Source organism: Streptomyces sp. NPDC097640 (assembly GCF_040302705.1).
GTDB lineage: Bacteria > Actinomycetota > Actinomycetes > Streptomycetales > Streptomycetaceae > Streptomyces.
Genome location: NZ_JBEOSB010000012.1, coordinates 172218 through 194218, shown reverse-complemented (window position 1 = coordinate 194218; position 22001 = coordinate 172218). Strand labels below are relative to the sequence as shown.

The following is a 22001-nucleotide window of genomic DNA, read 5'->3' as shown; positions in this document are numbered from 1 at the left end:
GGCGGTACGAATCCCTGGAGGGGGCATGGTGCTGCGGGAGGCGAGTGGCGGATCGGCCGGGGGCGGCGCCCTGGAAGACCTCGTGCACTGGCGCGGCGAGACCGCCCGGCTCGTCCGGGCCGTGCGGTGCGAAGGCGACACCACGACCGTCACCTTCACCCGTGCCCACGCCGCTGCCGCCGCCGCGAGGGTCGTCGATGGGTCGGCGAGTCCGGACGAGCTCGTGGACTGGGCCCAGGCGGTGCACTTCGAGGAGTGGGTGGACTTCGAAGCGGGCCACGAGGACCTGCTGACGCAGTTCCTGTTCGAGATCTCGACGCCCGAGCTGTGTGAGCCCGTCACCGTCGAGCTGTGCCGACGGTGGCTGGGCGACCTGCGGGAATCGTCGGCACACCGCGCCTCGGGGGCTACGAGAACGAGTCCAGACCCGTGAGGTCGCCGGACAGCGCCCAGAGCCGGGCCGCCGCGGCGGGATCCGTGGCCCAGGGCTTGACTCCGCCGGTCAGCATGTCGTCGGTGGTGGCGGGCTCGGCGATGTCGCAGTCCTGGCAGTAGGCCCCGCCGTGGCCGTCCAGGAGGGGCGAGGTGGCGGCCCAGACGGCCGTCGCCGCGCCCTGGGCCGGGGTCTTGAAGCCGTCCGCGGGCCTGCCGTCGGCGGTGATCCAGCCCTGGGTCAACTGTTCGTCGTGAGGGATGTGCCGCTGGAGCGGGGTGAGGATGCTGCCCGGGTGCAGGGCGAAGGCGCGCACCCCGTGGTCCGCGCCCAGGGTGTCGAGGGCCTGGGCGAAGAGGGCGTTCGCGGTCTTGGACTGGGCGTAGGCCAGAAACCGGTCGTAGCCGGTGCGGAATTGGGGGTCCTCCCAGCGGATGTCGGAGAGGAAGTGGCCCGAGGAGGCCACCGACACCACCCGCGCCCCGCCGGGGGCCAGGGCCGGGCGGAGGCGGTTGACGGCCGCGCTCCCCCGTTGCCCCCGTGCGCTCCCGTGTGCCGGGCCGGTGCCGGGCAGCCTCGGGGGGATCCGTCCGTCCCGGGAGGTGCCGTGCACGGACCGTCGCTCGCCGGTTGGCTGCTGGTCGCGCTGTGCGCGGCCACGGGGTCGTACTGCCTGCTGCGCATGCGCGGCGAGCCGCCCGGGCTGCCGCGGCGGGCCGCGGGGGCCGAGGCGCTGATGGGGTGGGGCATGGCGGTGATGGCGGTGCCCGCCGCGGCGCTGGACCCCCGGCCCTGGGGCCCGCCCGTCCTGGCGGCGGTGTTCGCCGTGGCGGCCGTACGGGCGCTGCTGCCCGCGCGGCGCGGCGGCGAGGACCTGGGCCATCATCTGCACCACGCGGTGGGGGCGTTGGCGATGGTCTATATGGCGCTCGCGATGGCGGTGGGCAGCCCGGCGGGGGCCCACGGCCACGCCGGGCACGGGGCGGAGGGGCGGGCGCCTGGCGGGGTGCCGCCGCTCACGGGCGTGCTGCTCGCGTATTTCGCGGTGTATGTGGTGTGGTCGGCGACGCGCCGGCTCGTCCCGGCGGCCACGGTCACCGCGGGCGCCGGGGCGGGCGGCGAACCCGGGCGGCCCGCCTGGTCGCGGCGGCCCGAACTGGCCGACGCGTGCAGGCTGTCCATGGCGATCGGGATGTCCGCGATGCTGCTGACCCTCTGAGCGCCCCGCCCGGCCCTCCCCGCGGCCGTGGCGTACGTCACTTCCGGCCACCGAACCGTACCCGCCTCGCTGTCGTGCTCACTAAGGTGACGCCATGATGGTCCCGCTCGCGCTGATGGGCCTCGGCGCTCTGGCGGCGGCAATGGCGCCCCGCCTGCTGGCCCGGTCCGACTGGGCCGACCGCGAACCTGTGCTCGCCCTGTGGGTGTGGCAGTGCGTGGTGGTCGCCGTATTGCTGTGCTGCGGGCTGACCATGGCGCTGACCGCGGCGGCCGCGTCCCAGGCCGTGCGCGGGAATGTCTTCGCCCCCGCGCCCCAGGGCGTGGTGGAGGCGTACGCGCTGTCCGCGTACGGGCCCTGGGCCGCCCCCGTCGCCGTCGTCCTGGCCTGCGGCGCGGTGTGGACGGCGGTGATGCTGACGCGGGAGATCGGACGCGCGCGGGCACGGCGCAAGCAGCGGCGGGCCGAACTGCTCGACCGCTGCCCGGCGTTGCCCGGCGAGGAGCCCGCCGAGGACCGTCTGGTGGTGCTGGAGGGCGACCGGCCCGAGGCGTGGTGGCTGCCGGGCACTCCGCCCCGGCTGGTCATCACCACGGCGGCGCTGCGCCGCCTCAAGGGGCGTCGGCTGGATGCCGTTCTGGCCCATGAGCAGGGGCACGCCCGGGCCCGCCACCACTGGCTGCTGCACTGCTCGTCCGCGCTGGCCACCGGCTTTCCTCAGGTGCCGGTGTTCGCGGCCTTCCGCGACCAGGTGCACCGGCTCGTGGAGCTGGCCGCCGACGACTCCGCCTCGCGGCGCTTCGGGCGGCTGACGACCGCGCTCGCGCTGGTCGAACTGAACGAGCACCGGGGGGTGTTCGGGCCCGTCCCGGCCCAGCTCGCGGAGGTCCCGCAGCGCGTGGACCGGCTGCTCGCCCCCGCCGCGCGGCTCTCCCCCGCCCGCCGCCTGCGGCTGACGGCCGCGGCGGCGCTGGTCCCCGTCGTGCCGCTGGTGGTCACGCTGGTCCCGGCGCTGCGGGTGCTGGGCTGAGCCGGGCGTAAACCTTTCGCCGGGGCGGGGCGCCCGCGGCTACAGTCGCGCGCTGTCACCTACCCGGGAAGGCCTGAGCCACATGACCCGCACGACGTGCACGACCCCCGCACCGACCGAGCGGCCCGGCGACCGGGCGCTGACGACCCCCACCGTCTCGTGTGTCTTCGTGTGCCACGACGGCGCGGGGCGCATCCTGCTCGCCCGGCGCGGCGCGGCGGCGCGCGACGAGCCGGGGACCTGGGACACGGGGGCCGGGGCGCTCGAACACGGCGAGTCGTTCGAGGCGGCCGTCGCGCGTGAGGTCCGTGAGGAGTACACCGCGGAGGCCCTCACGGTCGAGACCCTCGGGGTCCGCAACATTCTGCGCGGCGATCCCGTCTCCCACTGGGTGGCCGTGGTGTGCGCCGTGGAGGTGGACCCGGCGCGGGTCGCCATCGGCGAGCCGCACAAGTTCGACGCGCTCGGCTGGTTCGCCCCGGACGACCTGCCCGCCCCGCGCCACTCGCAGCTGGCGGCGACCCTCGACCTCTTCCGCGCCCTGCGAGGCTAGGCCCTGGCCGCCCCCCGCGCCCGCCGGTGCGCGATCATCGACTCATGCATGTGTCGAAGCTCCATGCCGTACGCACGGCCGCCGTCCTCGCCGCGCTCTTCGTGATCCTGCTGGTGCCGGTCGCGGCCGGCTGGGGGCCGCTGGTGGACGCGGACGGGGACATCGCCGAAGCCCTGCACCGGACCGCGGTGACGCACCACGGCTGGACCGAGGCCAACAAGGTGCTGACCGACTGGGTGTGGGATCCCTGGACGATGCGTGCGGGGCTGACGCTGCTGGCCGGGTGGCTGCTGTGGCGGCGGATGTGGCTGCTCGCGATGTGGATCGCGGCCACCGCCGCCGCGGGGACGGCGCTCCAGCAGGGCATCAAGGCGGCGGTCGGCCGGGAGCGCCCGCACTGGACGAACCCGGTGGACTCGGCGCACTACGCCGCCTTCCCGTCCGGCCACGCCCTCACCGCGACCGTCGCGTTCGGCCTGCTGCTGTGGGTGATGACGCTGTGCGGGGCGCGCGCGGTGTGGCTGCGGGCCGCGACCGTACTGGCTGTGGTGTCGGTGGCCGGGGTGGGGTTCACCCGGGTGTATCTGGGGGTGCACTGGCCCACGGATGTGCTGGGCGGCTGGCTGCTGGGCGCCGCCCTCGTGTACGCGGCGGCGGCCACGTACCCGTACCCGCCGGACCGGGAGGACGAGCGCGCCGAGGAGTGACCCGCCGCCGGCGGCGAGCGCGAGCCCACCCGCATCGGCCGGGCGGGCACCGCCTGGGCCGCGGGCCTGGAACGATGGGGGCATGACGATCAAGGGCGCGCTGTTCGACTTCTCCGGGACCCTCTTCCGCATCGAGCCGACCGACGCCTGGCTGCGGGCCGTGCTCGACGCCTCGGGCACGGTCCTCCCGGAGGAGGACCTGCTGCGGTACGCCCGGCGGCTGGAGGACGTGGGGGCGCTGCCGGGCGGTGCGCCGCCGCTGGCGGTGCCGCCGCACCTGAGCGAGGTGTGGGGCACGCGGGACCGCAGCGCGGAGGAGCACCGCGCCGCCTATACGGGGCTGGCCCGGGAGGTGCCGCTGCCCGACGCCGGGCTGTACGACGCGCTGTACGACCGTCACATGCAGCCGGCCGCCTGGCGGCCGTACCCCGACGCGGCCGAGGTGCTGGGCGAACTGCGGCGGCGCGGGGTGCGGATCGCGGTGGTCAGCAACATCGGCTGGGATCTGCGGCCGGTGTTCCGGGCGCATGGTCTTGACGAGTTCGTGGACGCCTATGTGCTGTCGTTCGAGCACGGCGTCCAGAAGCCCGACCCCCGGCTGTTCCGGGTGGCGTGCGACGCGCTCGGGCTGGCCCCGGAAGACGCCGTGATGGTGGGGGACGACCGGCGGGCGGACGCGGGGGCTGCGCGGCTGGGGTGCCGGGTGCATCTGGTGGACCATCTGCCGGTGGAGCGCCGCCCCGACGGGTTGCGGCCGGTGCTCGACCTCGCGGGCGCGGCCCAGGCGCCCTGACGCCCGGTCACAGACTCGGTGAAACCGCCGATTCGGACGATCCCCCGCGTCGCCCGAACCGGCGGAGCATCGGGGCCCGCCCAGGGCACAGGGTGGCGGACAACCCGAGACCGCACTGAGTATATTGGCCATGAGCCAGTCAACGCAGGAGTTACAGCATGTCCCCCCGCAGCCCTTCGGTCAATGAGGAGTTGCGCCGCCGGTCCCAGGAGCGTCTGCTTCAGGCGACGGTCGATCTGGTCGGCGAGCGCGGCTACGAGGCGACGACTCTCGCCGACATCGCCGACCGGGCCGGGGCCGCGCGCGGTCTGGTTTCGTACTACTTCCCGGGCAAGCGCCAGTTGCTCCAGACGGCCGTGCACCGGCTGATGCACCTGGAGCTGGCCAAGGGGCTGGAGCGGGAGCCGCGGCCGGACGGCGAGGGCGCGGGCCGGGAGTGGCTGGCGCGGGCGATCGACGCGATCCTGGGGCTGGCCGTGGAGCGTCCGCTGCTGATGCGGACGCATATGGCGGGCATTCTGACGGCCGAGGGGTTCATCCAGTGCCCCGAGCAGCAGCGGCTGGCCATGCTGCTGCGCGACACGATGGTGCGGTACGGGTCGCCGGATCCGGACGCGGACTACCCGCTGTTACGGGCGCAGCTGATGGGCGCGGTGGTCGCGCTGCTGCTGCCGGGGGCTCCGATGCCGGTCGAGCGGCTGCGGGCGGAGCTGTTCAACCGCTACGGGCTGGAGTGGGAGTTGAGCCGCCCGCCGGGCGCGGAGCGGCCCGGCGGGACGGAAAACCAGGACGAGCAAGACAAGCAAGACAGCCGGGACGCCCCGGACGACCTGGGGTCGTCCGGGGCGGGCGGTCAGCGGTAGTCGGGCTGCGTCTGCACGTTCAGCTCGGGCACCCGCACCGACCGGGCGCTGTCGGTGCGCCGGTCGTCGATCTTCAGGACGTCGAAGCCCTTGGCGATGTCGTTCGAGTAGATGTAGCCGTTGTAGTAGTACGCGGACCAGGAGCCGCCGCCGACCAGCGTCTCGGTGGAGATGGGGCCGCGCTCGAAGTAGCCGATCTCCTTGGGGTGGTCGGAGTCGGTGAACTCCCAGATGGACACGCCGCCCTGGTACCAGGCCTGAACCATGATGTCGCGGCCCTTGACCGGGATCAGCGAGCCGTTGTGGGCGACGCAGTTCTCGGTGTTCGCCTGGTGGCGCGGGATCTTGTAGTAGCTCCGGAAGACCAGCTTGCGGCGGTCGCCCTTGCCGACGATGTCGTAGATGCCGTCGGCGCCGCGGTTCGGGCCGACCTCGGCGTTGCAGGTCGCGGCCCCGCCGCCGCCGAGCTCGTCGGTGAACACAACCTTGTCGCCGCGCTCGTTGAAGGTCGCCGAGTGCCAGAAGGCGAAGTTGACGTTGTCCTCGACCCGGTCGATGACGCGCGGCTTGGCCGGGTTGGCGATGTCCAGAAGGATGCCGTCACCCATGCACGCGCCCGCCGCCAGCTTCAGCTTGGGGAAGGTGGTGATGTCGTGGCAGCCGGTCGTCTTGGACACGCCCGGGTTGGTGGGGGCGCCCGGGTTGCCGCCGTCCGGGAAGAGCACCGGGAAGTCGATGACCGCCGACTTCTCGGGGGCGCTGCGCGGCACCTTGATGACGGAGATCCCGTCGTGTGGCGGCTGGCAGTCCGGGAAGGTGGCGTCCGGGGAGTACGAGGAGACGTAGATGTAGACGTTCTGCCGCTCGGGCACCAGGGTGTGGGTGTGGGAGCCGCAGGCGGTCTCGACGGCCGCGACGTACTTCGGCGCGGTCTTGTCGGTGATGTCGAAGACCTTCATGCCCTCCCAGGACGACTTCTCCGTGGCGGGCTGCGTGGTGCTGTTGCAGGAGTTGTCGCTGCGCGAGGAGTCCGTGGACAGGAAGAGCAGGTTCCCGGAGACGCTGATGTCGTTCTGGGAGCCGGGGCAGAGCACCTGGCTGACGGTCTTCGGCTGCTTCGGGTTGCTGATGTCGTAGATGACGAAGCCGTCGTAGTTGCCCGCGAAGGCGTACTTGCCCTGGAAGGCCAGGTCGGAGTTGGTGCCCTTGAGGGCCTGCTTGGGGATGTTCGTCAGATGGCTGACGTTGTCGCTGTGGACGACCTCGTCCACGCCGGGTATCTCGCCGCTCTTGATGGCCGCCTTGACGTCAGCGGCCTGATCCTCCGTTACCCGCTTGCCCTTGGGGTCGGCGCCGGGGTCGGGCGTCGCGGCCGCCGGGCTCGCGGCGAACAGCGAGGCGAGGAGGCCGAAGGCGACGACGGCTGTACCGAAGTGCCGGGGCCGCATCGGGGATCTGTGGCGCACCTGGAATCTGTGCCACGGCTTCAACTGCGTCCTCCCTTGGTTCACGTTCGGGTTGAACGATGCGTGGACCTGAGTCGTGGGCAGTATGGCTTGTTTCATGTACAGACCAACAGTCGGCAATGAATATGTAACGAAGATTCTCGGCCGGGATCAGCCACTTACGTGCTAATACGGTCACCAGCACAGCTTGCAAGCATCCCTGGAGGTCACGGTGTTGATCCGGCGTACGACCACGACCACCCGCGCCGTCCGGCTCGCGGTCGCGGCGGTGACCGCGGCCCTGGCGCTGGCCCTCACCGGCTGCGAGTCCGAAGGCGGCGCCAAGACCGACGACAAGGGCAAGGAGGCCGGTCCCTCGGTCATCGCGCCGGGCAAGCCCGGCGAGGCGGCCGAGAAGCTGACGGCCGAGGAGGCGGCGAAGGCCAAGAAGGAGGACGACTCCCCCAACTCGGCCGATTTCGCGTACGTGAGCATGATGATCGAGCATCACCGGCAGGCCCTGGTGATGACCGATCTGGCCCCCGACCGGGCGAAGTCGTCGAAGGTGAAGCGGCTCGCCGAGCGCATCGCCGCCGGGCAGCAGCCGGAGATCGAGGCGATGCAGGGCTGGCAGAAGACGAACGGCTGGACGAAGGACCAGGGCGGCGGCGCGCCGGAGCACGCGGGCGGGCACGGCCACGACGCCATGCCCGGGATGGCCACCGAGAAGCAGCTGGACCAGCTGCGCGCGGCCCGCGGCGCCGACTTCGACAAGCTCTTCCTCAAGCTCATGATCACCCATCACTCCGGTGCGGTCTCCATGGCCACGGACGTCCTGGCCAAGGGCAACAACCTGCGGGTGGAGGAGATGGCGGACGACGTCATCTCTCAGCAGAGCGCCGAGATCCGGCGGATGGAGCAGCTCGGATAGCGCACGCTCGGATAGCGCAGGCCCGGAGAGCCGAAAGCCGGCGCCCGGGCCGATGACCGGCGCCCCGGCGTCAGCTTTCGGCCCGGACGTCACCCGGGAGCCTGGCATCGGGCGCGTAATTCCGGACCGGAGCCCGTCCCGGGTGCGATGCTGGAGACATCCTGCGGAAGGAGCTCCTCCGTGCTTCGCGTAGCAGTCGTCGGTTCCGGGCCGAGCGGGGTCTACGCCGCCCAGGCGCTCGTCCAGCAGCAGACCGTGCCCGATGTGGCCGTGGACGTACTGGACCGGCTGCCGTGCCCGTACGGCCTGGTGCGCTACGGGGTCGCCCCGGACCACGAGAAGATCAAGTCGCTCCAGAACACCCTGCGCACGGTCCTGGAGCACCCCCGGGTCAGCTTCCTGGGCAATGTGCCGGTGGGGCCCGCGCCGCTGGTGCCCGAGCGGCTGCTGGGGCTCTACCACGCGGTCGTGTACTGCGTCGGGGCGGCGTCCGACCGCCGGCTCGGCGTCCCCGGGGAGGAGCTGCCGGGCAGCTTCTCGGCCACCGAGTTCGTCTCCTGGTACAGCGCCCACCCCGACTCGGCGATCGACGCCTTCGCGCTGGGGGCGCGCTCCGCCGTGGTCATCGGGGTCGGCAATGTCGCGGTCGACGTGGCGCGGGTGCTCGCCCGCGGGGCGGAGGAGCTGCGCGCCACCGATGTGCCGCACGCCGCGCTCGGCGTGCTCGCCGACAGCCGGGTGGCCGATGTCCACATGGTCGGCAGGCGCGGTCCGTCGCAGGCCAAGTTCACCACCAAGGAGCTGCGCGAGCTCGGCGCGCTGGCCGGTGCCGATGTGCTGGTGCGGCCCGAGGAGCTGGCGATGGACCCCGCGTTCGCGGACCCCTCGGAGCTGCCGGGGGCAGGTCGGCGCAATGTGGAAGTGCTGCGCGACTGGGCGCGCCGCGCCCCCGAAGGCCGGCCACGCCGGATCCATCTGCGGTTCTTCCTGCGCCCGGCGGCGCTGCTCGGCGAGGCCTCCGTACGGGCGGTGCGGTTCGAGCGGACCGCGCCGGACGGGATGGGCGGGGTCGCGGGGACCGGCGAGTTCGAGGACGTACCGGCGCAGCTGGTGCTGCGGTCGGTGGGCTACCGGGGCGTGCCGCTGCCGGGGCTGCCGTTCGCCACGGACAGCGGGACGGTCCCGCATACCGAGGGGCGGGTGGTGCGCGGCGGCGCGCCGTCGCCCGGCGAGTATGTCGCGGGGTGGATCAAGCGCGGTCCGACCGGGGTGATCGGCACGAACCGCTCGTGTGCCAAGGAGACCGTCGCCTCCCTCCTGTCCGACGCGGACGCCCTGGCCTCGCGCCCGGTGACCGAGGACCCGCGGGAGGCGCTGCGGGCGATGGGCCTGGAGCCGGTGGAGTGGCCCGGCTGGCTGCGGATCGAGGCGGCGGAGTCGGCGCTCGGGCAGGCGCTGGGGCGGCAGCGGGTGAAGATCCCGGACTGGCCCGGGCTGCTGACGGCGGCCCGCGACGCTCGGGGCTGAACTCCGGGAGCGCTCGCGGCCGAGTTGCCGGGAGCGCTCGGCGCCGAGCCCCGGCGGCCTGGTCACACAGCGGCAACGCCCGGGAAATCAACAAACTGTTCAAGGCTTCTACCGTCGCGTCCTGTTGTCGTGCTACCCACTCCCCAGCTGCCTCATCAGCCGCAGCGTTCCCGTAGCCGCCCAAGGAGCCCGTATGAAGTCCGCACGCCACCCCGTGGACGAGGTCCCGCCGCCCGGACAGCTCGCCGCCTTCGGTCTTCAGCATGTGCTCGCGATGTACGCGGGCGCGGTCGCCGTGCCGCTGATCGTCGGCGGTGCCATGAAGCTGCCGCCCGCTGACCTGGCGTATCTCATCAACGCCGACCTGCTGCTGTGCGGGATAGCCACCGTGCTCCAGTGTGTGGGGCTGTGGCGGTTCGGCGTACGGCTGCCGATCATGCAGGGCTGTACCTTCGCCGCGGTCACCCCGATGGTGCTGATCGGCACGGAGGGCGGCGGGCTGCCGGCGATCTACGGCTCGGTGATCGTCGCGGGCGTGGCGATGATCCTGCTCGCGCCGGTCTTCGGACGGCTGCTGCGCTTCTTCCCGCCGCTGGTGACCGGCACGGTGATCCTCGTCATCGGGCTGTCGCTGCTGCCGGTGGCGGGCAACTGGGCCGCGGGCGGCCAGGGTTCCGCGGACTTCGGGGCGCCGAAGAACCTGGGGCTGGCCGCCGGGGTGCTGGTCACCGTCCTGGCCGTGCAGCGCTTCGCGCCCGGCTTCCTGGGCCGGATCGCGGTGCTGGTGGGCATCGTGGCCGGGACGGCGGCGGCCGTGCCGCTCGGCTTCACCGACTTCTCGGGCATCGGCGACACCGACTGGCTCGGTGTCTCCACGCCCTTCCACTTCGGCGCCCCGACCTTCGAGGCGGCGGCCATCGCCTCGATGCTGGTCGTCGCGGTGGTGACGATGACCGAGACCACCGGGGACTTCATCGCGGTGGGCGAGATGACCGGCCGCGAGGTCGACGCGCGGCGGCTCGCGGACGGGCTGCGCGCGGACGGCGCGGCCACCCTGCTCGGCGGGGTCTTCAACACCTTCCCGTACACCGCCTTCGCCCAGAACGTCGGCCTGGTGGGGATGACGCGGGTGCGCAGCCGGTGGGTGGTGGCCACGGCGGGCGGCATTCTGGTGCTGCTGGGCCTGGCGCCCAAGCTGGGCGCGCTGGTCGCGGCGGTCCCGGCGCCGGTGCTGGGCGGGGCCGGTCTGGTGATGTTCGGGACGGTCGCGGCGAGCGGGCTGCGGACCCTGGCGGGGGTGGACTTCCGGGACAACCACAACCTCACGGTGGTCGCGGTGTCGGTCGCGGTCGGGCTGCTGCCGGTCGGTGTGCCGGGCGTGTACCAGGAGTTTCCGCACTGGTTCCAGACGGTGATGAACAGCGGGATCAGCGCGGGCTGCCTCACCGCCATCGCGCTCAACCTGCTCTTCAACCATCTGCCGGCCGGGGCCGGGCGGGCCTCAGCCCCGGTCGTCGGCGGCGTCGGCGGGGCGCAGGTCCTGGCGGGCGGCGGCGAGCAGGACGGTGTCGAGCAGTCCGGGGAACAGCGCCTCTAGGTCCTCGCGGCGCAGGGCGTTCATCTTGGCGGTGCCGCGGTAGATCTGGCTGATCACGCCGCACTCCCGGAGCACCCGGAAGTGGTGGGTGGTGGTGGACTTGGTCACCGGCAGGTCGACATCCGAGCAGGTCAGCTCGTGGGCCTCGGCCGCCAGGGCCCGCACCACCCGCAGCCGCATCGGATCGGACAGCGCGTGCAGCACGTCCTCGAGGCGGATGTCGTCGCGCGCGGGGTGCTCGAGCGAACGGCCGGTCGGCTGTTCCTGGGCGGGGGTCTGCGTCTGCACGGCTACTCCTCGGTGCCTGGCTGGCAGACCCATTCTACGAGCATGGTACGAGACTCTTCGTAATTTGACGCCTGGCGTACTACGAGGGTTATCGTACAAGGGTCCCGTGGAAGACATGAGAGGGAGCCCTGCCGTGAGCGCGCTGTTCGAGCCCTACACCCTGCGGTCGCTGACCATTCCCAACCGGATCTGGATGTCGCCCATGTGCCAGTACTCCGCCGAGGTCGACGGCCCGGACGCGGGTGTGGCCGGCGACTGGCACTTCTCGCACTACACCTCGCGGGCCGTCGGCGGCACCGGTCTGGTCCTGGTCGAGGCCACCGCCGTCAGCCCCGAGGGCCGGATCAGCCCCGCCGACCTGGGCCTGTGGAACGACACCCAGACCGACGCCTTCCGCCGGATCACCGCCTTCCTCAAGGCCCACGGCACCACGCCGGGCATTCAGCTGGCCCACGCCGGGCGCAAGGCCTCGACCGACCGGCCGTGGCTGGGCGGCGGGCCCGTGGCCGAGGACCGGGGCGGCTGGCAGCCGCTCGGGCCCAGCCCGGTGCCGTTCGACGAGGGCCACCCCGTGCCCGAGGAGCTGACGGCCGACCAGATCCGCGAGGTCGTGGCCCAGTTCGCCGAGGCGGCGCGGCGCGCGCTGGCCGCCGGGTTCGAGGTCGCCGAGGTCCACGGCGCGCACGGCTATCTGATCGGCGAGTTCCTCTCGCCGTACAGCAACCACCGCACCGACGAGTACGGCGGGTCCTTCGAGAACCGGACGCGCTTCGCGCTCGAGGTCGTGGACGCCGTACGCGCGGTGTGGCCGGACGAACTGCCGCTGTTCTTCCGGATCTCGGCGACCGACTGGCTGACCGAGGACGACTCCGACGAACGCCAGGGCTGGACCGCCGACGACACCGTGCGGTTCGCGCGGGAGCTCAAGGCACACGGCGTGGACCTGCTGGACGTCTCCACCGGCGGCAACGCGGCGCGGGTGCGGATCCCGACCGGCCCGGGCTACCAGGTGCCGTTCGCCGCGCGGATCAAGGCGGAGACCGGGCTGCCGGTCGCCGCGGTCGGCCTGATCACCGAGCCGGAGCAGGCCGAGAAGATCGTCGCCAATGACGAGGCGGACGCCGTACTGCTCGGGCGGGAGCTGCTGCGCGACCCGTACTGGGCGCGGCGCGCGGCGCGCGAACTGGGTGCGGCCGTCACGGCCCCCTCGCAGTACGGCCGGGCCGTCTGACCTGCGGCTGCGTGGGCCGAGCAGGCCGTTGTCAGTGGCGGGGTGCAGACTCTGTGATGTCGGACACATCGCAAGGAGTGATGCCCCATGGACGACGTCCTGCTCGCCATCGGCACCCGTAAGGGGCTGTTCCTCGGGCGCCGCGGCGGTGGGGGCTGGGAGCTGACCGGTCCGCACTTCCCGATGCAGGCGGTGTACTCCGTCGGCATCGACACCCGCCGCGCCGTGCCCCGGCTGCTGGTCGGGGCGGACAGTTCCCACTGGGGCCCGTCGGTCTTCCGCTCCGACGACCTCGGGCGCAGCTGGCATGAGCCGCCCGCGCCCGCGGTCCGCTTCCCCGAGGGCACCGACACCTCGCTGGAGCGGGTGTGGCAGCTGCATCCGGCCGGGCCCGCCGCGCCCGAGGTGGTGTACGCGGGCACCCAGCCGGGCGCCCTCTTCCGCTCCGACGACGGCGGCGAGACCTTCGAGTTCGTACGGAGCCTGTGGGACCACCCGCAGCGGCCGGAGTGGGGCGCGGGCTTCGGCGGCCAGGCAGTCCACACCGTCGTCACCGACCCCCGCGACGCCGGCGCGGTGCTGGCGGCCGTGTCCTCGGGCGGGGTGTACCGGTCGGCGGACGGCGGGGCGAGCTGGGCGCCGTCCAACACCGGGCTGAAGGCGGAGTTCCTGCCCGACCACTATCCGGAGTTCGGCCAGTGCGTTCACAAGATCGCGCCGGACGCGGTGGACCCCGACCGGCTGTATCTCCAGAACCACGGCGGGGTGTACCGCAGCGACGACGCCGGGGCGACCTGGACGGAGATCGGCAAGGGGCTCCCCGCCGACTTCGGATTCGCGGTCGCCGCCCACCCCGGGCGCGGCGGCGTCGCCTATGTGTTCCCGGTCAACGACGGCTCGGACCGCTATCCGCCCGACTACCGCTGCCGGATCTACCGCACCGAGGACGCGGGGGCGTCGTGGTCCGAGCTGTCCGCCGGGCTGCCGGAGGAGCACCACTACGGGGTGGTCCTCCGGGACGCGCTGCGCACGGACGACGCCGACCCGGCGGGTGTCTACTTCGGCAATCGCAACGGCGAGGTGTACGCGAGCGCGGACGACGGCGACAGCTGGCGGCTGGTCGCCGAGCATCTGCCGGACGTCCTGTGCGTGCGGGCCGCGGTGGTGGGGTGAGGGGCGAACCCGGGTGAGGGACGTACCCGGGTGAGGGGGCTCCGGTGAGATGGCGCACGGCCACGCGCCGAGCCACTAGAGTGACGCGACGTGGCACGACCCTTGAACGAAATCGTAGAAGCAGGCTGGGCCAAGGCACTTGAACCGGTCGAAGGACGCATCGCCGCGATGGGCGACTTCCTGCGGGCCGAGATAGCAGCGGGGCGCACCTACCTCCCGGCCGGGAAGAATGTGCTGCGCGCCTTCCAGCAGCCTTTCGACGAGGTGCGAGTCCTGATCGTGGGTCAGGATCCCTATCCGACGCCCGGCCACGCGGTGGGGCTGAGCTTCTCGGTGGCCCCCGAGGTGCGGCCGCTGCCCGGCAGCCTGGAGAACATCTACCGCGAGCTGCACACCGACCTCGGTCTGCCCCGCCCCTCCAACGGCGATCTGACCCCGTGGTCCGAGCAGGGCGTGCTGCTGCTCAACAAGGCGCTGACCACCGCGCCGCGCAGGCCCGCCGCCCACCGCGGCAAGGGCTGGGAGGAAGTCACCGAGCAGGCCATCCGGGCGCTGGCCGCGCGCGGCCGCCCCCTGGTGTCCATCCTGTGGGGCCGCGACGCCCGGAACGTACGGCCGCTGCTCGGGAGCCTGCCGGCCGTCGAGTCCGCCCACCCCTCCCCCATGTCGGCCGACCGCGGCTTCTTCGGCTCACGTCCGTTCAGCCGCGCCAATGACCTCCTCGTACAGCAAGGGGCCCAGCCGGTGGACTGGCGCCTTCCCTGACCGCTTCCTTCCTGGTGAGCGGCAGGTAGTCTGCCCGCCATGACGACACACCCGAACACCCCTGCGGGCTGGTACGCCGACCCGCAGGGCACGCCGAACCAGCTGCGCTGGTGGGACGGCGCACAGTGGACCGAGCACACCCACCCGGGCCAGCCGGGGCAGGTACCGCAGCAGCCGGCCCAGCCGGTCGCGGACCCGACGAAGATCCAGCATCAGGTGCAGCAGCAGGCGGGTGTCGCCCCGGTCTACGCGGGCGGCGGCACGCTCTTCAGCGAGCCGGTGCTGGTGGTGAACCAGAAGGCCAAGCTGATCGAGCTCACCAACGAGTACAGCGTCTTCGACCAGCACGGGCGGACCATAGGGTCGGTGGTCCAGGTCGGCCAGAGCACGCTCAAGAAGGTGGCTCGGTTCATGACGAGCCTCGACCAGTTCATGACCCACAAGCTGGAGATCCGCGACGCCCACGGGCAGCCGCATCTGGTGCTCACCCGCCCGGCGAAGTTCATCAAGTCCAAGGTGCTGGTGACCCGCCCGGACGGCCAGCCGGTCGGCGAGATCGTACAGCAGAACGCCATCGGCAAGATCAACTTCGCGATTCAGGTCAACGGCCAGCAGATCGGCGCCATCAAGGCGGAGAACTGGCGCGCCTGGAACTTCGCCATCGTCGACCACACCGACGTCGAGATCGCCCGGATCACCAAGACCTGGGAAGGTCTGGCGAAGACGATGTTCACCACCGCGGACAACTACGTCCTCCAGATCCACCGCCAGCTGCCCGATCCGCTGCTGAGCCTCGTCGTGGCCACCGCACTCACCGTGGACACGGCGCTCAAGCAGGATGCGCGCGGGTTCGGCTGAGCCGGTGGGCGACCGCACAAAGCGGGAAACACAGCGGGAATTCGTCCTCGGGATCGACTCGGGCGGCTCCGGCGTCCGAGTCGCGCTGTCCCATGGCGACGGTCCGGGGAACGGCCCGACCTGGTCCTCGCCCACGCCCGCCGTGGTCGGCGACCGGGGCATCGACGCGGAGAGCCTGCTGGCCCGGGTGGAGCCCGCCGCCCACGCGCTGCTGCGCGAGGCGGGAGCGGACCGTGTGGCGGCGGTGTGCGTCGGCGCCGCGGGCATGGCCACGCTCGGCGACGATCTGCGCGCCAAGCTGCCCGACGCGCTGGCGAGTTCGTTCGGCGCCCGGCGACTGGCCCTGGCGGCCGACGGGGTGACCGCCTACGCCGGGGCCCTCGGCCAGCGGTCCGGCGCCGTGGTCGCGGCCGGCACCGGCCTGATCGCCCTGGGCGCCCTGGTCGCACTGCCGGACGACAGCGCGGACGGCGCGACGTTCGACATGGCAGCCGACGCGGCGGGCGATGCACGCGCGGGCGGCGGCTGGCGGCGCGCCGACGGCTGGGGCCATCTCCTCGGCGACTGCGGCGGCGGCGCCTGGATCGGCCGGGCCGGCCTGGAGGCGGCGATGCGCGCGTACGACGGGCGCGACGGCGGCTCCCGTCCGCTCCTGGCCCGTCTGGAGGCGGTGTTCGGCCCGGCCGGCGAGCTGCCGGGCAAGCTGTATCCGCGCCCGGACCGGCCCGCCGTACTGGCCTCGTTCGCGCCCGAGGTCGGGCGGTGCGCGGCGGAGCGGGACCCGGTCGCGGACGCGATCCTGCGGGACGCCGCACGGCACATCGCCGAGGCCGCGGCGGCGGTCTGCCCCGATACCGAGGGATGCGCGGTCGGGCTCACCGGCGGCCTGTTCCGGATGGGTGACCCGCTGCTCGTACCCCTGCGCGCCGAGTTGGCGGCGCGGCTGCCGCACGCCCGCGTGACCGCGGCGGCGGGAGACCCGCTGACCGGCGCGGTGCGGATCGCCGCGGCGCTCGCCGGTGACTCGCTGCGCCTTCCGGTGGACGCCGCGCTGCTGCGCGTCGTGGACGTCGGTCCGGCAGCGGCCACGCCCTGATGCACTGATTCGCTGACGCTCTGATGCCCTGAGCCCGCCGATACACGACCCGGCACGGCATCGCAGGGCTTTGTACGCCGTAGCGCAGTTAGCCTCGGCAAATGGGGACAGATACCCCCGCCTCGCACCCTCCCGAACAGTCGATCACAACAAGCGACTAACATGCGGCGCCATGAGCTCCCCCACTGGGCCCGCGTCCGGCCTGCCTGTACGAATGCCGCGTCCCCGCCAGCCCGGACGGCACCGCCGACCGGAGCCCGTGGCCGCCCCCGTCGGCGCACCTCCGCTGGTACTCGCCGTCCCGGGCTCGCCCGACGGCGCCACCCGGAGCCTGGCCGAGGAGATCGTGAGCATCGCCCGTTCCGAGCTGCCCGGCCTGGACGCCCGGATCGGTTACGTGGACGGCGACGGGGACACGGCGGAGTTCCCGGCCCTGGAGTCCGTGCTCACCCGCGCCGCCCAGGAGCGCGGCGAGCGCGCGCGCCTGGCCGCCGCGGCTGCCCGGGCCGAGGCGGAGGCGGTCCGGGCCGAGGCCGAGGCGCTCGGCGAGGAGGCCCCGGCGGTGGCCGCCGAGCCCGCCGCCGCGGACGAGGCGGCGTCTGCCGTCGTGGTGCCGCTGCTCGCCGGGCCGGACAACGCGCTGCTGCGCCGGATACGCCAGGCCGTCAAGCACAGCGGCTCCGCCGCCGAACTCACCGACGTCCTCGGCCCGCACCCGCTCCTCGCCGAGGCCCTGCACGTGCGCCTCTCGGAGGCGGGCCTGGCCCGTGCCGACCGCGCCCGCCTGTTCACCGTCGCGACCGCCGCGGACGGGATCATCCTGGCCACGGTCGGCGGCGCCGAGGCGACCCAGGCAGGTGGCATCACCGGGATGCTGCTCTCCGCGCGCCTGGCCGTGCCGGTGATGGCCGCCGCGCTGGACGAGGACGGGGCCGTCATGCGCGTCGCCGAGCAGCTCCGCTCGGCGGGCTCCGCCCGGCTCGCCCTCGCCCCTTACCTGATCGGCCCGGAGGTCGCGGCCGACCTCCCCGCGGCCGCCGCCGAGGAGGCGGAGTGCGCGGCCGCGGAGGCGCTCGGCGCGTACCCGGCCGTCGGCAAGCTGGTGCTGTCGAAGTACGCGACGGTGCTGGGCATCAAGCTCCAGCCCGCCCCGGCGATGCGCTGACATCGCGCCGGGCCTGGTCACGGACACCGTGCGGGCCGCCGGGCCCGCCCGCGGCGGCCGGGTCGGGCACCGCCGAGTGCCCGACCCCGCCGCGGACACCCCGGCCGCGCACTCAGGCGAAGATCACGCACGAGGCCGCGGGGGCGGCGAGCGAGCCCCCCGGGGTCGGCACGCCGGTGGCCGGGTCGATGTCGAACCAGGTCACCTCGCCGGAGCGCTGGTTCGCGGCATAGAGGTGGCGGCCCGAGGGGGCCAGGGTCAGATCGCGGGGCCAGCGCCCACCGCAGGGCGTGGTGGCGACCAGCGTCATGGTGTCGCCGGAGGCGTCGAGGGCGAGGGTCGCGACGCTGTCGTGGCCGCGGTTGGCGACCCAGACGAAGCGCCCGTCCGCCGAGACGACGACCTCGGAAGGGAAGTTGGGGACGTCCGTGCCGTCCGGCAGGACGCGTACCTCGCCGAGCGCGTCGAGGGCGCCGGACGCCGCGTCCCACCGGCACACCGTGACCGTCGAGTCCAGCTCGTTGACGACGTACGCGCGGTGGCCGCGGGGGTGGAAGGCGAGGTGGCGCGGGCCGCTGCCGGGGCGCAGCCGGGCCTCGCGGTGCGCGCGCGGGGGCGCGTCCACGGTACGCACCGCGGCCCGCCGTACGTCCTGCCCGCCCCGTGCGTCCGGCTCGCCCAGCGCGTACACCCACACCGAGTCCGTGCCCAGGTCGACCGCGAGCACCCAGCGGCCGGACGGGTCGGGGACGACGGCGTGCGCGTGCGGGCCCTCCTGGCGGTCGGTGACCGGCCCGCCGCCCTCGTGGCGCAGCACCGCCGACGGTTCGGCGAGCGCGCCGCCGTCCCGGACCGGGAGCGCGGTGACGCTCCCGGAGCCGTAGTTGGCGGTCAGGAGACACCCGGCGGCGAGCGCGAGATGCGTCGGGACGGCGCCGCGCACCGGTACGGGCGGGCCGAGCGGAGCGGGCGGCCGGGCGGGGTCGGCGACGCTCAGGGCGGCGGCCGCGCCGTCGTCGGTCTCGCTCACCGCGTAGAGGACCTGGCCGCCGGGGGCGAGCGCGAGGTAGGAGGGGTTGGGCACGGCGTCCGTGGTGTGCAGAACGCTCAGCGCGCCCGTCTCCGCGTCCACGGACGCGACCGCGATCCCGGCGCCGCCCTCCGAGGTGAACGATCCGATGTACGCCCGCTGTCCCCTGCGCGTGGTGCTCACCGCACTGCCCTTCCGCCGACATCACCGTGGAGGGCCGACGCTAACGCAGCCGCGGGGCCCGGCGCGCGAGGTGGGCGCCCCGCTTGGCATGCTGGGCCCATGACCTCCCGCAACACGCCCGGCACCCCCCGCACCCCGGCGGTCCTGTTCGACCTGGACGGCACGCTCGTGGACAGCGAGCCGCAGTATTACGAGGCGGGGCGGCTGACCCTGGAGCGGTACGGGGTCACCGGCTTCACCTGGGAGCAGCACGCCCGCTTCATCGGGATCGGCACCCGCGAGACCCTGGAGATCCTGCGCGGCGAGTACGGCATCGACGCGCCCGTGGACGAGTTGCTCGCCGTCAAGAACCGGCACTATCTGGAGCTGGCCCGCGAGCGGGCCACGGCCTTCCCCGGGATGCGCGCGTTCGTGGAGCTGCTGCACGCCGCCGGGCACCCCCTCGCCGTCGCGTCCGGCTCCTCCCGCGCCGCGATCGAGGCCGCGCTGGAGGCCACCGGGCTGGGCGCCCGGCTGACCGTCCGCCTCTCGTCGGAGGACGTCGGCCGCAGCAAGCCGGAGCCGGATGTGTTCCTGGAGGCCGCGCGCCTGCTGGGCGCCGCGCCCGCCGACTGTGTGGTGGTGGAGGACTCGGCGCCGGGGGTCGAGGCGGCGCGCCGGGCGGGGATGCGCTGCATCGCCGTGCCCTATGTGCCGGACGGCCCGGACGGGCAGGGCGACGGCGCCGGGCAGGACAGCGACGCGGCGTTCGCCTCGGCCGGGCTGCTCTTCCCGGGCGGCCAGCGGGAGTTCGACGCCCGGGCCGCCTACGACTGGGCCACCGCGAACGGCAACTGACGCCCCGACGTCCACCGATCCATCCCCCGGTGACATGATGCGCTCGCCCAATAATCACGAGGAGATGGAGGGCATATGAGAAGATTAGGGGGAACCGCGGTGCGGCGCTGGGGAGCGGCCGTCATCGCATCCACGGCGGCGTTGACGATCGCGCTGCCCGTGTCGACGGCCGAGGCCGCCGGCGGCCCGTCGGGTATCAGCGCCAAGGGCGCGTATCTGATGGACAACGGCACCAACACGCGGCTGTGGTCCAAGGGGGCCGACACCAAGCGCCCGATGGCGAGCACCACCAAGCTGATGACGGCGATGGTGGTACTCGACACCAGGGGGTTGAACCTCAGCAAGAAGGTCACCGTCAAGCAGTCGTACATCGACTACGTCGCCCGCGTCGGCGGCAGCAAGGCGGACCTGAAGAAGGGGGACAAGCTCACCGTCAAGCAGCTGCTGTACGGTCTGCTGCTGCCCTCCGGCTGCGACGCGGCCATGGCGCTCGCCGACACGTTCGGCACCGGTGACACCACGGCCAAGCGCACCAAGTCGTTCATCTCCCAGATGAACAAGAAGGCGTCCGCGCTGGGGATGACCAAGACCCACTACGACACCTTCGACGGCATCTCGTTCGGGGAGCAGAACTACACCACCCCGCGCGACATGGCCAAGCTGGCCCGGCACGCGCTCGGCAACTCCACCCTCACCACGGTCGTCAAGTCCGTCGACACCGTTCAGAAGGCGCCGGCGGCCAACGGCAGGACGAGGACGTACTCCTGGAACAACACCAACCGGCTGCTGGGTTCGTACAGCGGCGCGATCGGCATCAAGACGGGCACCGGAACGGCGCCTGGCAGGTGTCTCGTCTTCGCCGCCAAGCGAAACGGACGCACGGTGGTGGGCGTGATACTCAACGCCCCGAAGCGGTACCCGGACGCCAAGAAGATGCTGGACTGGGCGTTCGACACCAACACCAAGGTGTCATGGCGCCAGTTGCCCCAGGGCACGCCGCAGGACTGATCCTCTCCGTCCCGTAGCGCCCGGCAGCACGCGACGCCCCGCCCGGACCGGTTCCGACCGGTTCCGGGCGGGGCGTCGTGCCGTTCGCCCGGAGCGGGGACCGGTCCCGGCGCCGCCTGTCTACGGTGGCCGGCATGCGGATCACCCGGAAACTCGTCGTCGGCTTTCTCGCCATCTCGGTCCTGGCGCTCCTGATCACGCTGACCGGGCCCTGGGCGGGGGCGCGCGGCACCGAGGCCGGCGCGGCGCCGCGCTGCACGCGCCACGCCGCCGGTCCCGGCGAGGCGGCGCGCTCGGCCCGCCCGGGCGACGTGGTCTGCTTCGACGGCGATCTGTCCCGGCGCCGGCTGGTCATCACCAAGGGCGGGACACCGCGGCAGCCGATCGTCTACTCCGGCCGCTACTCCGGCCGCGGCGACACCGTGAACGGGATCACGGTCGAGGCCGACGACGTGGTCGTCGAGGGGTTCCGGGCGGTCCGCCCCCGGGCGCCGGGGATCGAGCTGACCGGCCGTCGGATCACCCTGCGGGACAACACCGTGATCCGCCCGAAGGGCGGGGACGGCGACGGCATCCGCTTCTTCGGCGACGACCTCACCATCGCGCACAACACGGTGCGCGACACCGACAACAGCGGCGGCCGGCACGCCGACTGCATGCAGACGTTCGCCGGCGACACCCCGCCCAGCCACCGGGTGCGCATCGAGGGCAACCGCTGCGAGCAGGTCGACAACATGTGCCTCATGGCCGAGGGGCCGAACGACGGCGAGGGCGACGGGCGGGGCGCCACCCGGGACTTCGTCATCAAGGACAACTTCTGTGAGACGCTGCGCGCTTCGCAGGCCCTGATGTTCGAGGACGTCCAGAACGCGACCATCACCGGAAACACCTTCGCCGCGCCGACCCACCACGCCATCGGGCTCGCCATCCACTCCACGGGCGCCCGGGTCCGCGGCAACACGCTCCACGCCGGGATCCGCTACGAGGTCGGCATCGACGCCTCGTCGCGGCGGGGCTACGAGGGCCCGGAACCCGGCGGGGCGCCGTAACAGCCCTGCTGGGGAGGGGCAGGGGCGGGGGACGCGGTCCGCAGGGGTGGCCGCGTCCCCCGCCTCCGTCATGCGCTCCCCCGCCTCCCCGAGCACTCCCCGAGCGCTCCCCAGGCGCGCCTCCGACCGCCCGGCGTACGCCGCCGCGGGCCGCCTCGCCTCCACAGATGCGGGGGTTTGGTAAGTGCGCCCGAAACGCTGTGTGCTCGCCTCCTCACGC

The 22001-nt window shown here is 73.3% G+C and carries 22 protein-coding genes and 1 pseudogene; 19 read left to right on the top strand and 4 right to left on the bottom strand.

The window, feature by feature from the left end; all coding sequences use genetic code 11:
• Positions 1-25: 25 nt before the first annotated feature.
• A complete protein-coding gene (locus ABTY62_RS20875) occupies positions 26-433 on the top strand; it encodes a hypothetical protein (RefSeq protein WP_352130910.1) in 408 nt (135 codons plus the stop codon).
• Here the strand turns inward: ABTY62_RS20875 and ABTY62_RS20870 are convergent.
• Positions 408-956 (bottom strand): annotated as a pseudogene (locus ABTY62_RS20870) (SDR family NAD(P)-dependent oxidoreductase); the annotation flags it as partial. The gene ABTY62_RS20875 and the pseudogene ABTY62_RS20870 sit on opposite strands and share 26 nt — an antisense overlap.
• An 84-nt stretch (positions 957-1040) precedes the next feature.
• Between ABTY62_RS20870 and ABTY62_RS20865 the strand changes: the two are divergent.
• The 6 genes from ABTY62_RS20865 (at position 1041) to ABTY62_RS20840 (ending at position 5598) form a co-directional block, all read left to right on the top strand.
• Positions 1041-1652, top strand: a complete 612-nt coding sequence (locus tag ABTY62_RS20865; protein ID WP_352130909.1) for a DUF5134 domain-containing protein — start codon at positions 1041-1043, stop codon at positions 1650-1652.
• A 94-nt stretch (positions 1653-1746) separates the two neighbouring features.
• On the top strand, positions 1747-2682 hold the full coding sequence (locus ABTY62_RS20860; protein WP_352130908.1) for a M56 family metallopeptidase: 936 nt from the start codon (positions 1747-1749) through the stop codon (positions 2680-2682).
• A gap of 82 nt (positions 2683-2764) precedes the next feature.
• On the top strand, positions 2765-3235 hold the full coding sequence (locus tag ABTY62_RS20855) for an NUDIX domain-containing protein (RefSeq protein ID WP_352130907.1): 471 nt from the start codon (positions 2765-2767) through the stop codon (positions 3233-3235).
• Between the two features lie 44 nt (positions 3236-3279).
• Positions 3280-3942 carry a phosphatase PAP2 family protein gene (locus ABTY62_RS20850; protein ID WP_352130906.1) on the top strand — a complete coding sequence of 221 codons (663 nt, stop codon included), beginning with the start codon at positions 3280-3282 and terminating at the stop codon, positions 3940-3942.
• Positions 3943-4024: 82 nt separating this feature from the next.
• Entirely contained in the window at positions 4025-4735 is a 711-nt protein-coding gene (locus ABTY62_RS20845; RefSeq protein ID WP_352130905.1) for an HAD family hydrolase, read from the top strand.
• Between the two features lie 158 nt (positions 4736-4893).
• Positions 4894-5598, top strand: coding sequence for a TetR/AcrR family transcriptional regulator (locus tag ABTY62_RS20840; RefSeq protein ID WP_352130904.1), 705 nt, complete (start codon positions 4894-4896; stop codon positions 5596-5598).
• On the opposite strand, the gene ABTY62_RS20835 is transcribed toward ABTY62_RS20840, so the two are convergent.
• Positions 5589-7046, bottom strand: coding sequence for an LVIVD repeat-containing protein (locus ABTY62_RS20835; RefSeq protein WP_311726978.1), 1458 nt, complete (start codon positions 7044-7046; stop codon positions 5589-5591). The two genes, ABTY62_RS20840 and ABTY62_RS20835, sit on opposite strands and share 10 nt — an antisense overlap.
• A 229-nt stretch (positions 7047-7275) precedes the next feature.
• Here ABTY62_RS20835 and ABTY62_RS20830 point away from each other — a divergent pair, with 229 nt between their 5' ends.
• The 3 genes from ABTY62_RS20830 (at position 7276) to ABTY62_RS20820 (ending at position 11098) form a co-directional block, all read left to right on the top strand.
• Positions 7276-7974 (top strand): DUF305 domain-containing protein, encoded by a 699-nt coding sequence (locus ABTY62_RS20830; protein ID WP_502997493.1) that lies wholly within the window; start codon positions 7276-7278, stop codon positions 7972-7974.
• A 180-nt stretch (positions 7975-8154) separates the two neighbouring features.
• Complete coding sequence (locus ABTY62_RS20825) at positions 8155-9501, top strand: FAD-dependent oxidoreductase (RefSeq protein WP_352130903.1); 1347 nt, start codon at positions 8155-8157, stop codon at positions 9499-9501.
• A gap of 193 nt (positions 9502-9694) precedes the next feature.
• The gene (locus ABTY62_RS20820; RefSeq protein WP_352130902.1) at positions 9695-11098 is read left to right on the top strand and encodes a nucleobase:cation symporter-2 family protein; all 1404 of its coding nucleotides are present in this window, start codon (positions 9695-9697) and stop codon (positions 11096-11098) included.
• Here the strand turns inward: ABTY62_RS20820 and ABTY62_RS20815 are convergent.
• Positions 11003-11386, bottom strand: coding sequence for an ArsR/SmtB family transcription factor (locus tag ABTY62_RS20815; RefSeq protein ID WP_352130901.1), 384 nt, complete (start codon positions 11384-11386; stop codon positions 11003-11005). The genes ABTY62_RS20820 and ABTY62_RS20815 overlap by 96 nt on opposite strands.
• 133 nt (positions 11387-11519) lie before the next feature.
• On the opposite strand from ABTY62_RS20815, the gene ABTY62_RS20810 reads away from it, so the two are divergent.
• From ABTY62_RS20810 to ABTY62_RS20785, 6 genes are all read left to right on the top strand, one after another.
• Complete coding sequence (locus ABTY62_RS20810) at positions 11520-12617, top strand: NADH:flavin oxidoreductase/NADH oxidase (protein ID WP_352130900.1); 1098 nt, start codon at positions 11520-11522, stop codon at positions 12615-12617.
• A gap of 87 nt (positions 12618-12704) precedes the next feature.
• On the top strand, positions 12705-13790 hold the full coding sequence (locus ABTY62_RS20805; protein ID WP_352130899.1) for a WD40/YVTN/BNR-like repeat-containing protein: 1086 nt from the start codon (positions 12705-12707) through the stop codon (positions 13788-13790).
• Positions 13791-13880: 90 nt separating this feature from the next.
• Positions 13881-14555, top strand: coding sequence for a uracil-DNA glycosylase (locus tag ABTY62_RS20800; RefSeq protein ID WP_311726838.1), 675 nt, complete (start codon positions 13881-13883; stop codon positions 14553-14555).
• A 39-nt stretch (positions 14556-14594) separates the two neighbouring features.
• Entirely contained in the window at positions 14595-15413 is an 819-nt protein-coding gene (locus ABTY62_RS20795; protein ID WP_352130898.1) for an LURP-one-related family protein, read from the top strand.
• Positions 15394-16509, top strand: a complete 1116-nt coding sequence (locus tag ABTY62_RS20790) for an N-acetylglucosamine kinase (protein ID WP_352130897.1) — start codon at positions 15394-15396, stop codon at positions 16507-16509. Before ABTY62_RS20795 ends, ABTY62_RS20790 begins: the two co-directional genes overlap by 20 nt.
• A 172-nt stretch (positions 16510-16681) precedes the next feature.
• On the top strand, positions 16682-17674 hold the full coding sequence (locus tag ABTY62_RS20785; RefSeq protein ID WP_352130896.1) for a sirohydrochlorin chelatase family protein: 993 nt from the start codon (positions 16682-16684) through the stop codon (positions 17672-17674).
• 112 nt (positions 17675-17786) lie between these two features.
• Here ABTY62_RS20785 and ABTY62_RS20780 read toward each other — a convergent pair whose 3' ends face one another.
• Positions 17787-18887 carry a lactonase family protein gene (locus ABTY62_RS20780; protein ID WP_352130895.1) on the bottom strand — a complete coding sequence of 367 codons (1101 nt, stop codon included), beginning with the start codon at positions 18885-18887 and terminating at the stop codon, positions 17787-17789.
• Between the two features lie 99 nt (positions 18888-18986).
• Here ABTY62_RS20780 and ABTY62_RS20775 point away from each other — a divergent pair, with 99 nt between their 5' ends.
• The 3 genes from ABTY62_RS20775 (at position 18987) to ABTY62_RS20765 (ending at position 21781) form a co-directional block, all read left to right on the top strand.
• Positions 18987-19724 (top strand): HAD family hydrolase, encoded by a 738-nt coding sequence (locus tag ABTY62_RS20775; protein ID WP_352130894.1) that lies wholly within the window; start codon positions 18987-18989, stop codon positions 19722-19724.
• Between the two features lie 75 nt (positions 19725-19799).
• Complete coding sequence (locus ABTY62_RS20770; protein WP_352130893.1) at positions 19800-20732, top strand: D-alanyl-D-alanine carboxypeptidase family protein; 933 nt, start codon at positions 19800-19802, stop codon at positions 20730-20732.
• A 134-nt stretch (positions 20733-20866) separates the two neighbouring features.
• Positions 20867-21781 carry a right-handed parallel beta-helix repeat-containing protein gene (locus tag ABTY62_RS20765; RefSeq protein ID WP_352130892.1) on the top strand — a complete coding sequence of 305 codons (915 nt, stop codon included), beginning with the start codon at positions 20867-20869 and terminating at the stop codon, positions 21779-21781.
• Positions 21782-22001 lie beyond the last annotated feature (220 nt).

Bases quoted from the DNA above. Each gene is read 5' to 3' on its own strand.
- ABTY62_RS20875 (WP_352130910.1), top strand. From the start codon at position 26: ATGGTGCTGCGGGAGGCGAGTGGCGGATCGGCCGGGGGCGGCGCCCTG.
- ABTY62_RS20860 (WP_352130908.1), top strand. From the start codon at position 1,747: ATGATGGTCCCGCTCGCGCTGATGGGCCTCGGCGCTCTGGCGGCGGCA.
- ABTY62_RS20855 (WP_352130907.1), top strand. From the start codon at position 2,765: ATGACCCGCACGACGTGCACGACCCCCGCACCGACCGAGCGGCCCGGC.
- ABTY62_RS20850 (WP_352130906.1), top strand. From the start codon at position 3,280: ATGCATGTGTCGAAGCTCCATGCCGTACGCACGGCCGCCGTCCTCGCC.
- ABTY62_RS20845 (WP_352130905.1), top strand. From the start codon at position 4,025: ATGACGATCAAGGGCGCGCTGTTCGACTTCTCCGGGACCCTCTTCCGC.
- ABTY62_RS20840 (WP_352130904.1), top strand. From the start codon at position 4,894: ATGTCCCCCCGCAGCCCTTCGGTCAATGAGGAGTTGCGCCGCCGGTCC.
- ABTY62_RS20835 (WP_311726978.1), bottom strand. From the start codon at position 7,046: ATGCGGCCCCGGCACTTCGGTACAGCCGTCGTCGCCTTCGGCCTCCTC.
- ABTY62_RS20820 (WP_352130902.1), top strand. From the start codon at position 9,695: ATGAAGTCCGCACGCCACCCCGTGGACGAGGTCCCGCCGCCCGGACAG.
- ABTY62_RS20805 (WP_352130899.1), top strand. From the start codon at position 12,705: ATGGACGACGTCCTGCTCGCCATCGGCACCCGTAAGGGGCTGTTCCTC.
- ABTY62_RS20795 (WP_352130898.1), top strand. From the start codon at position 14,595: ATGACGACACACCCGAACACCCCTGCGGGCTGGTACGCCGACCCGCAG.
- ABTY62_RS20790 (WP_352130897.1), top strand. From the start codon at position 15,394: ATGCGCGCGGGTTCGGCTGAGCCGGTGGGCGACCGCACAAAGCGGGAA.
- ABTY62_RS20785 (WP_352130896.1), top strand. From the start codon at position 16,682: ATGAGCTCCCCCACTGGGCCCGCGTCCGGCCTGCCTGTACGAATGCCG.
- ABTY62_RS20775 (WP_352130894.1), top strand. From the start codon at position 18,987: ATGACCTCCCGCAACACGCCCGGCACCCCCCGCACCCCGGCGGTCCTG.
- ABTY62_RS20770 (WP_352130893.1), top strand. From the start codon at position 19,800: ATGAGAAGATTAGGGGGAACCGCGGTGCGGCGCTGGGGAGCGGCCGTC.
- ABTY62_RS20765 (WP_352130892.1), top strand. From the start codon at position 20,867: ATGCGGATCACCCGGAAACTCGTCGTCGGCTTTCTCGCCATCTCGGTC.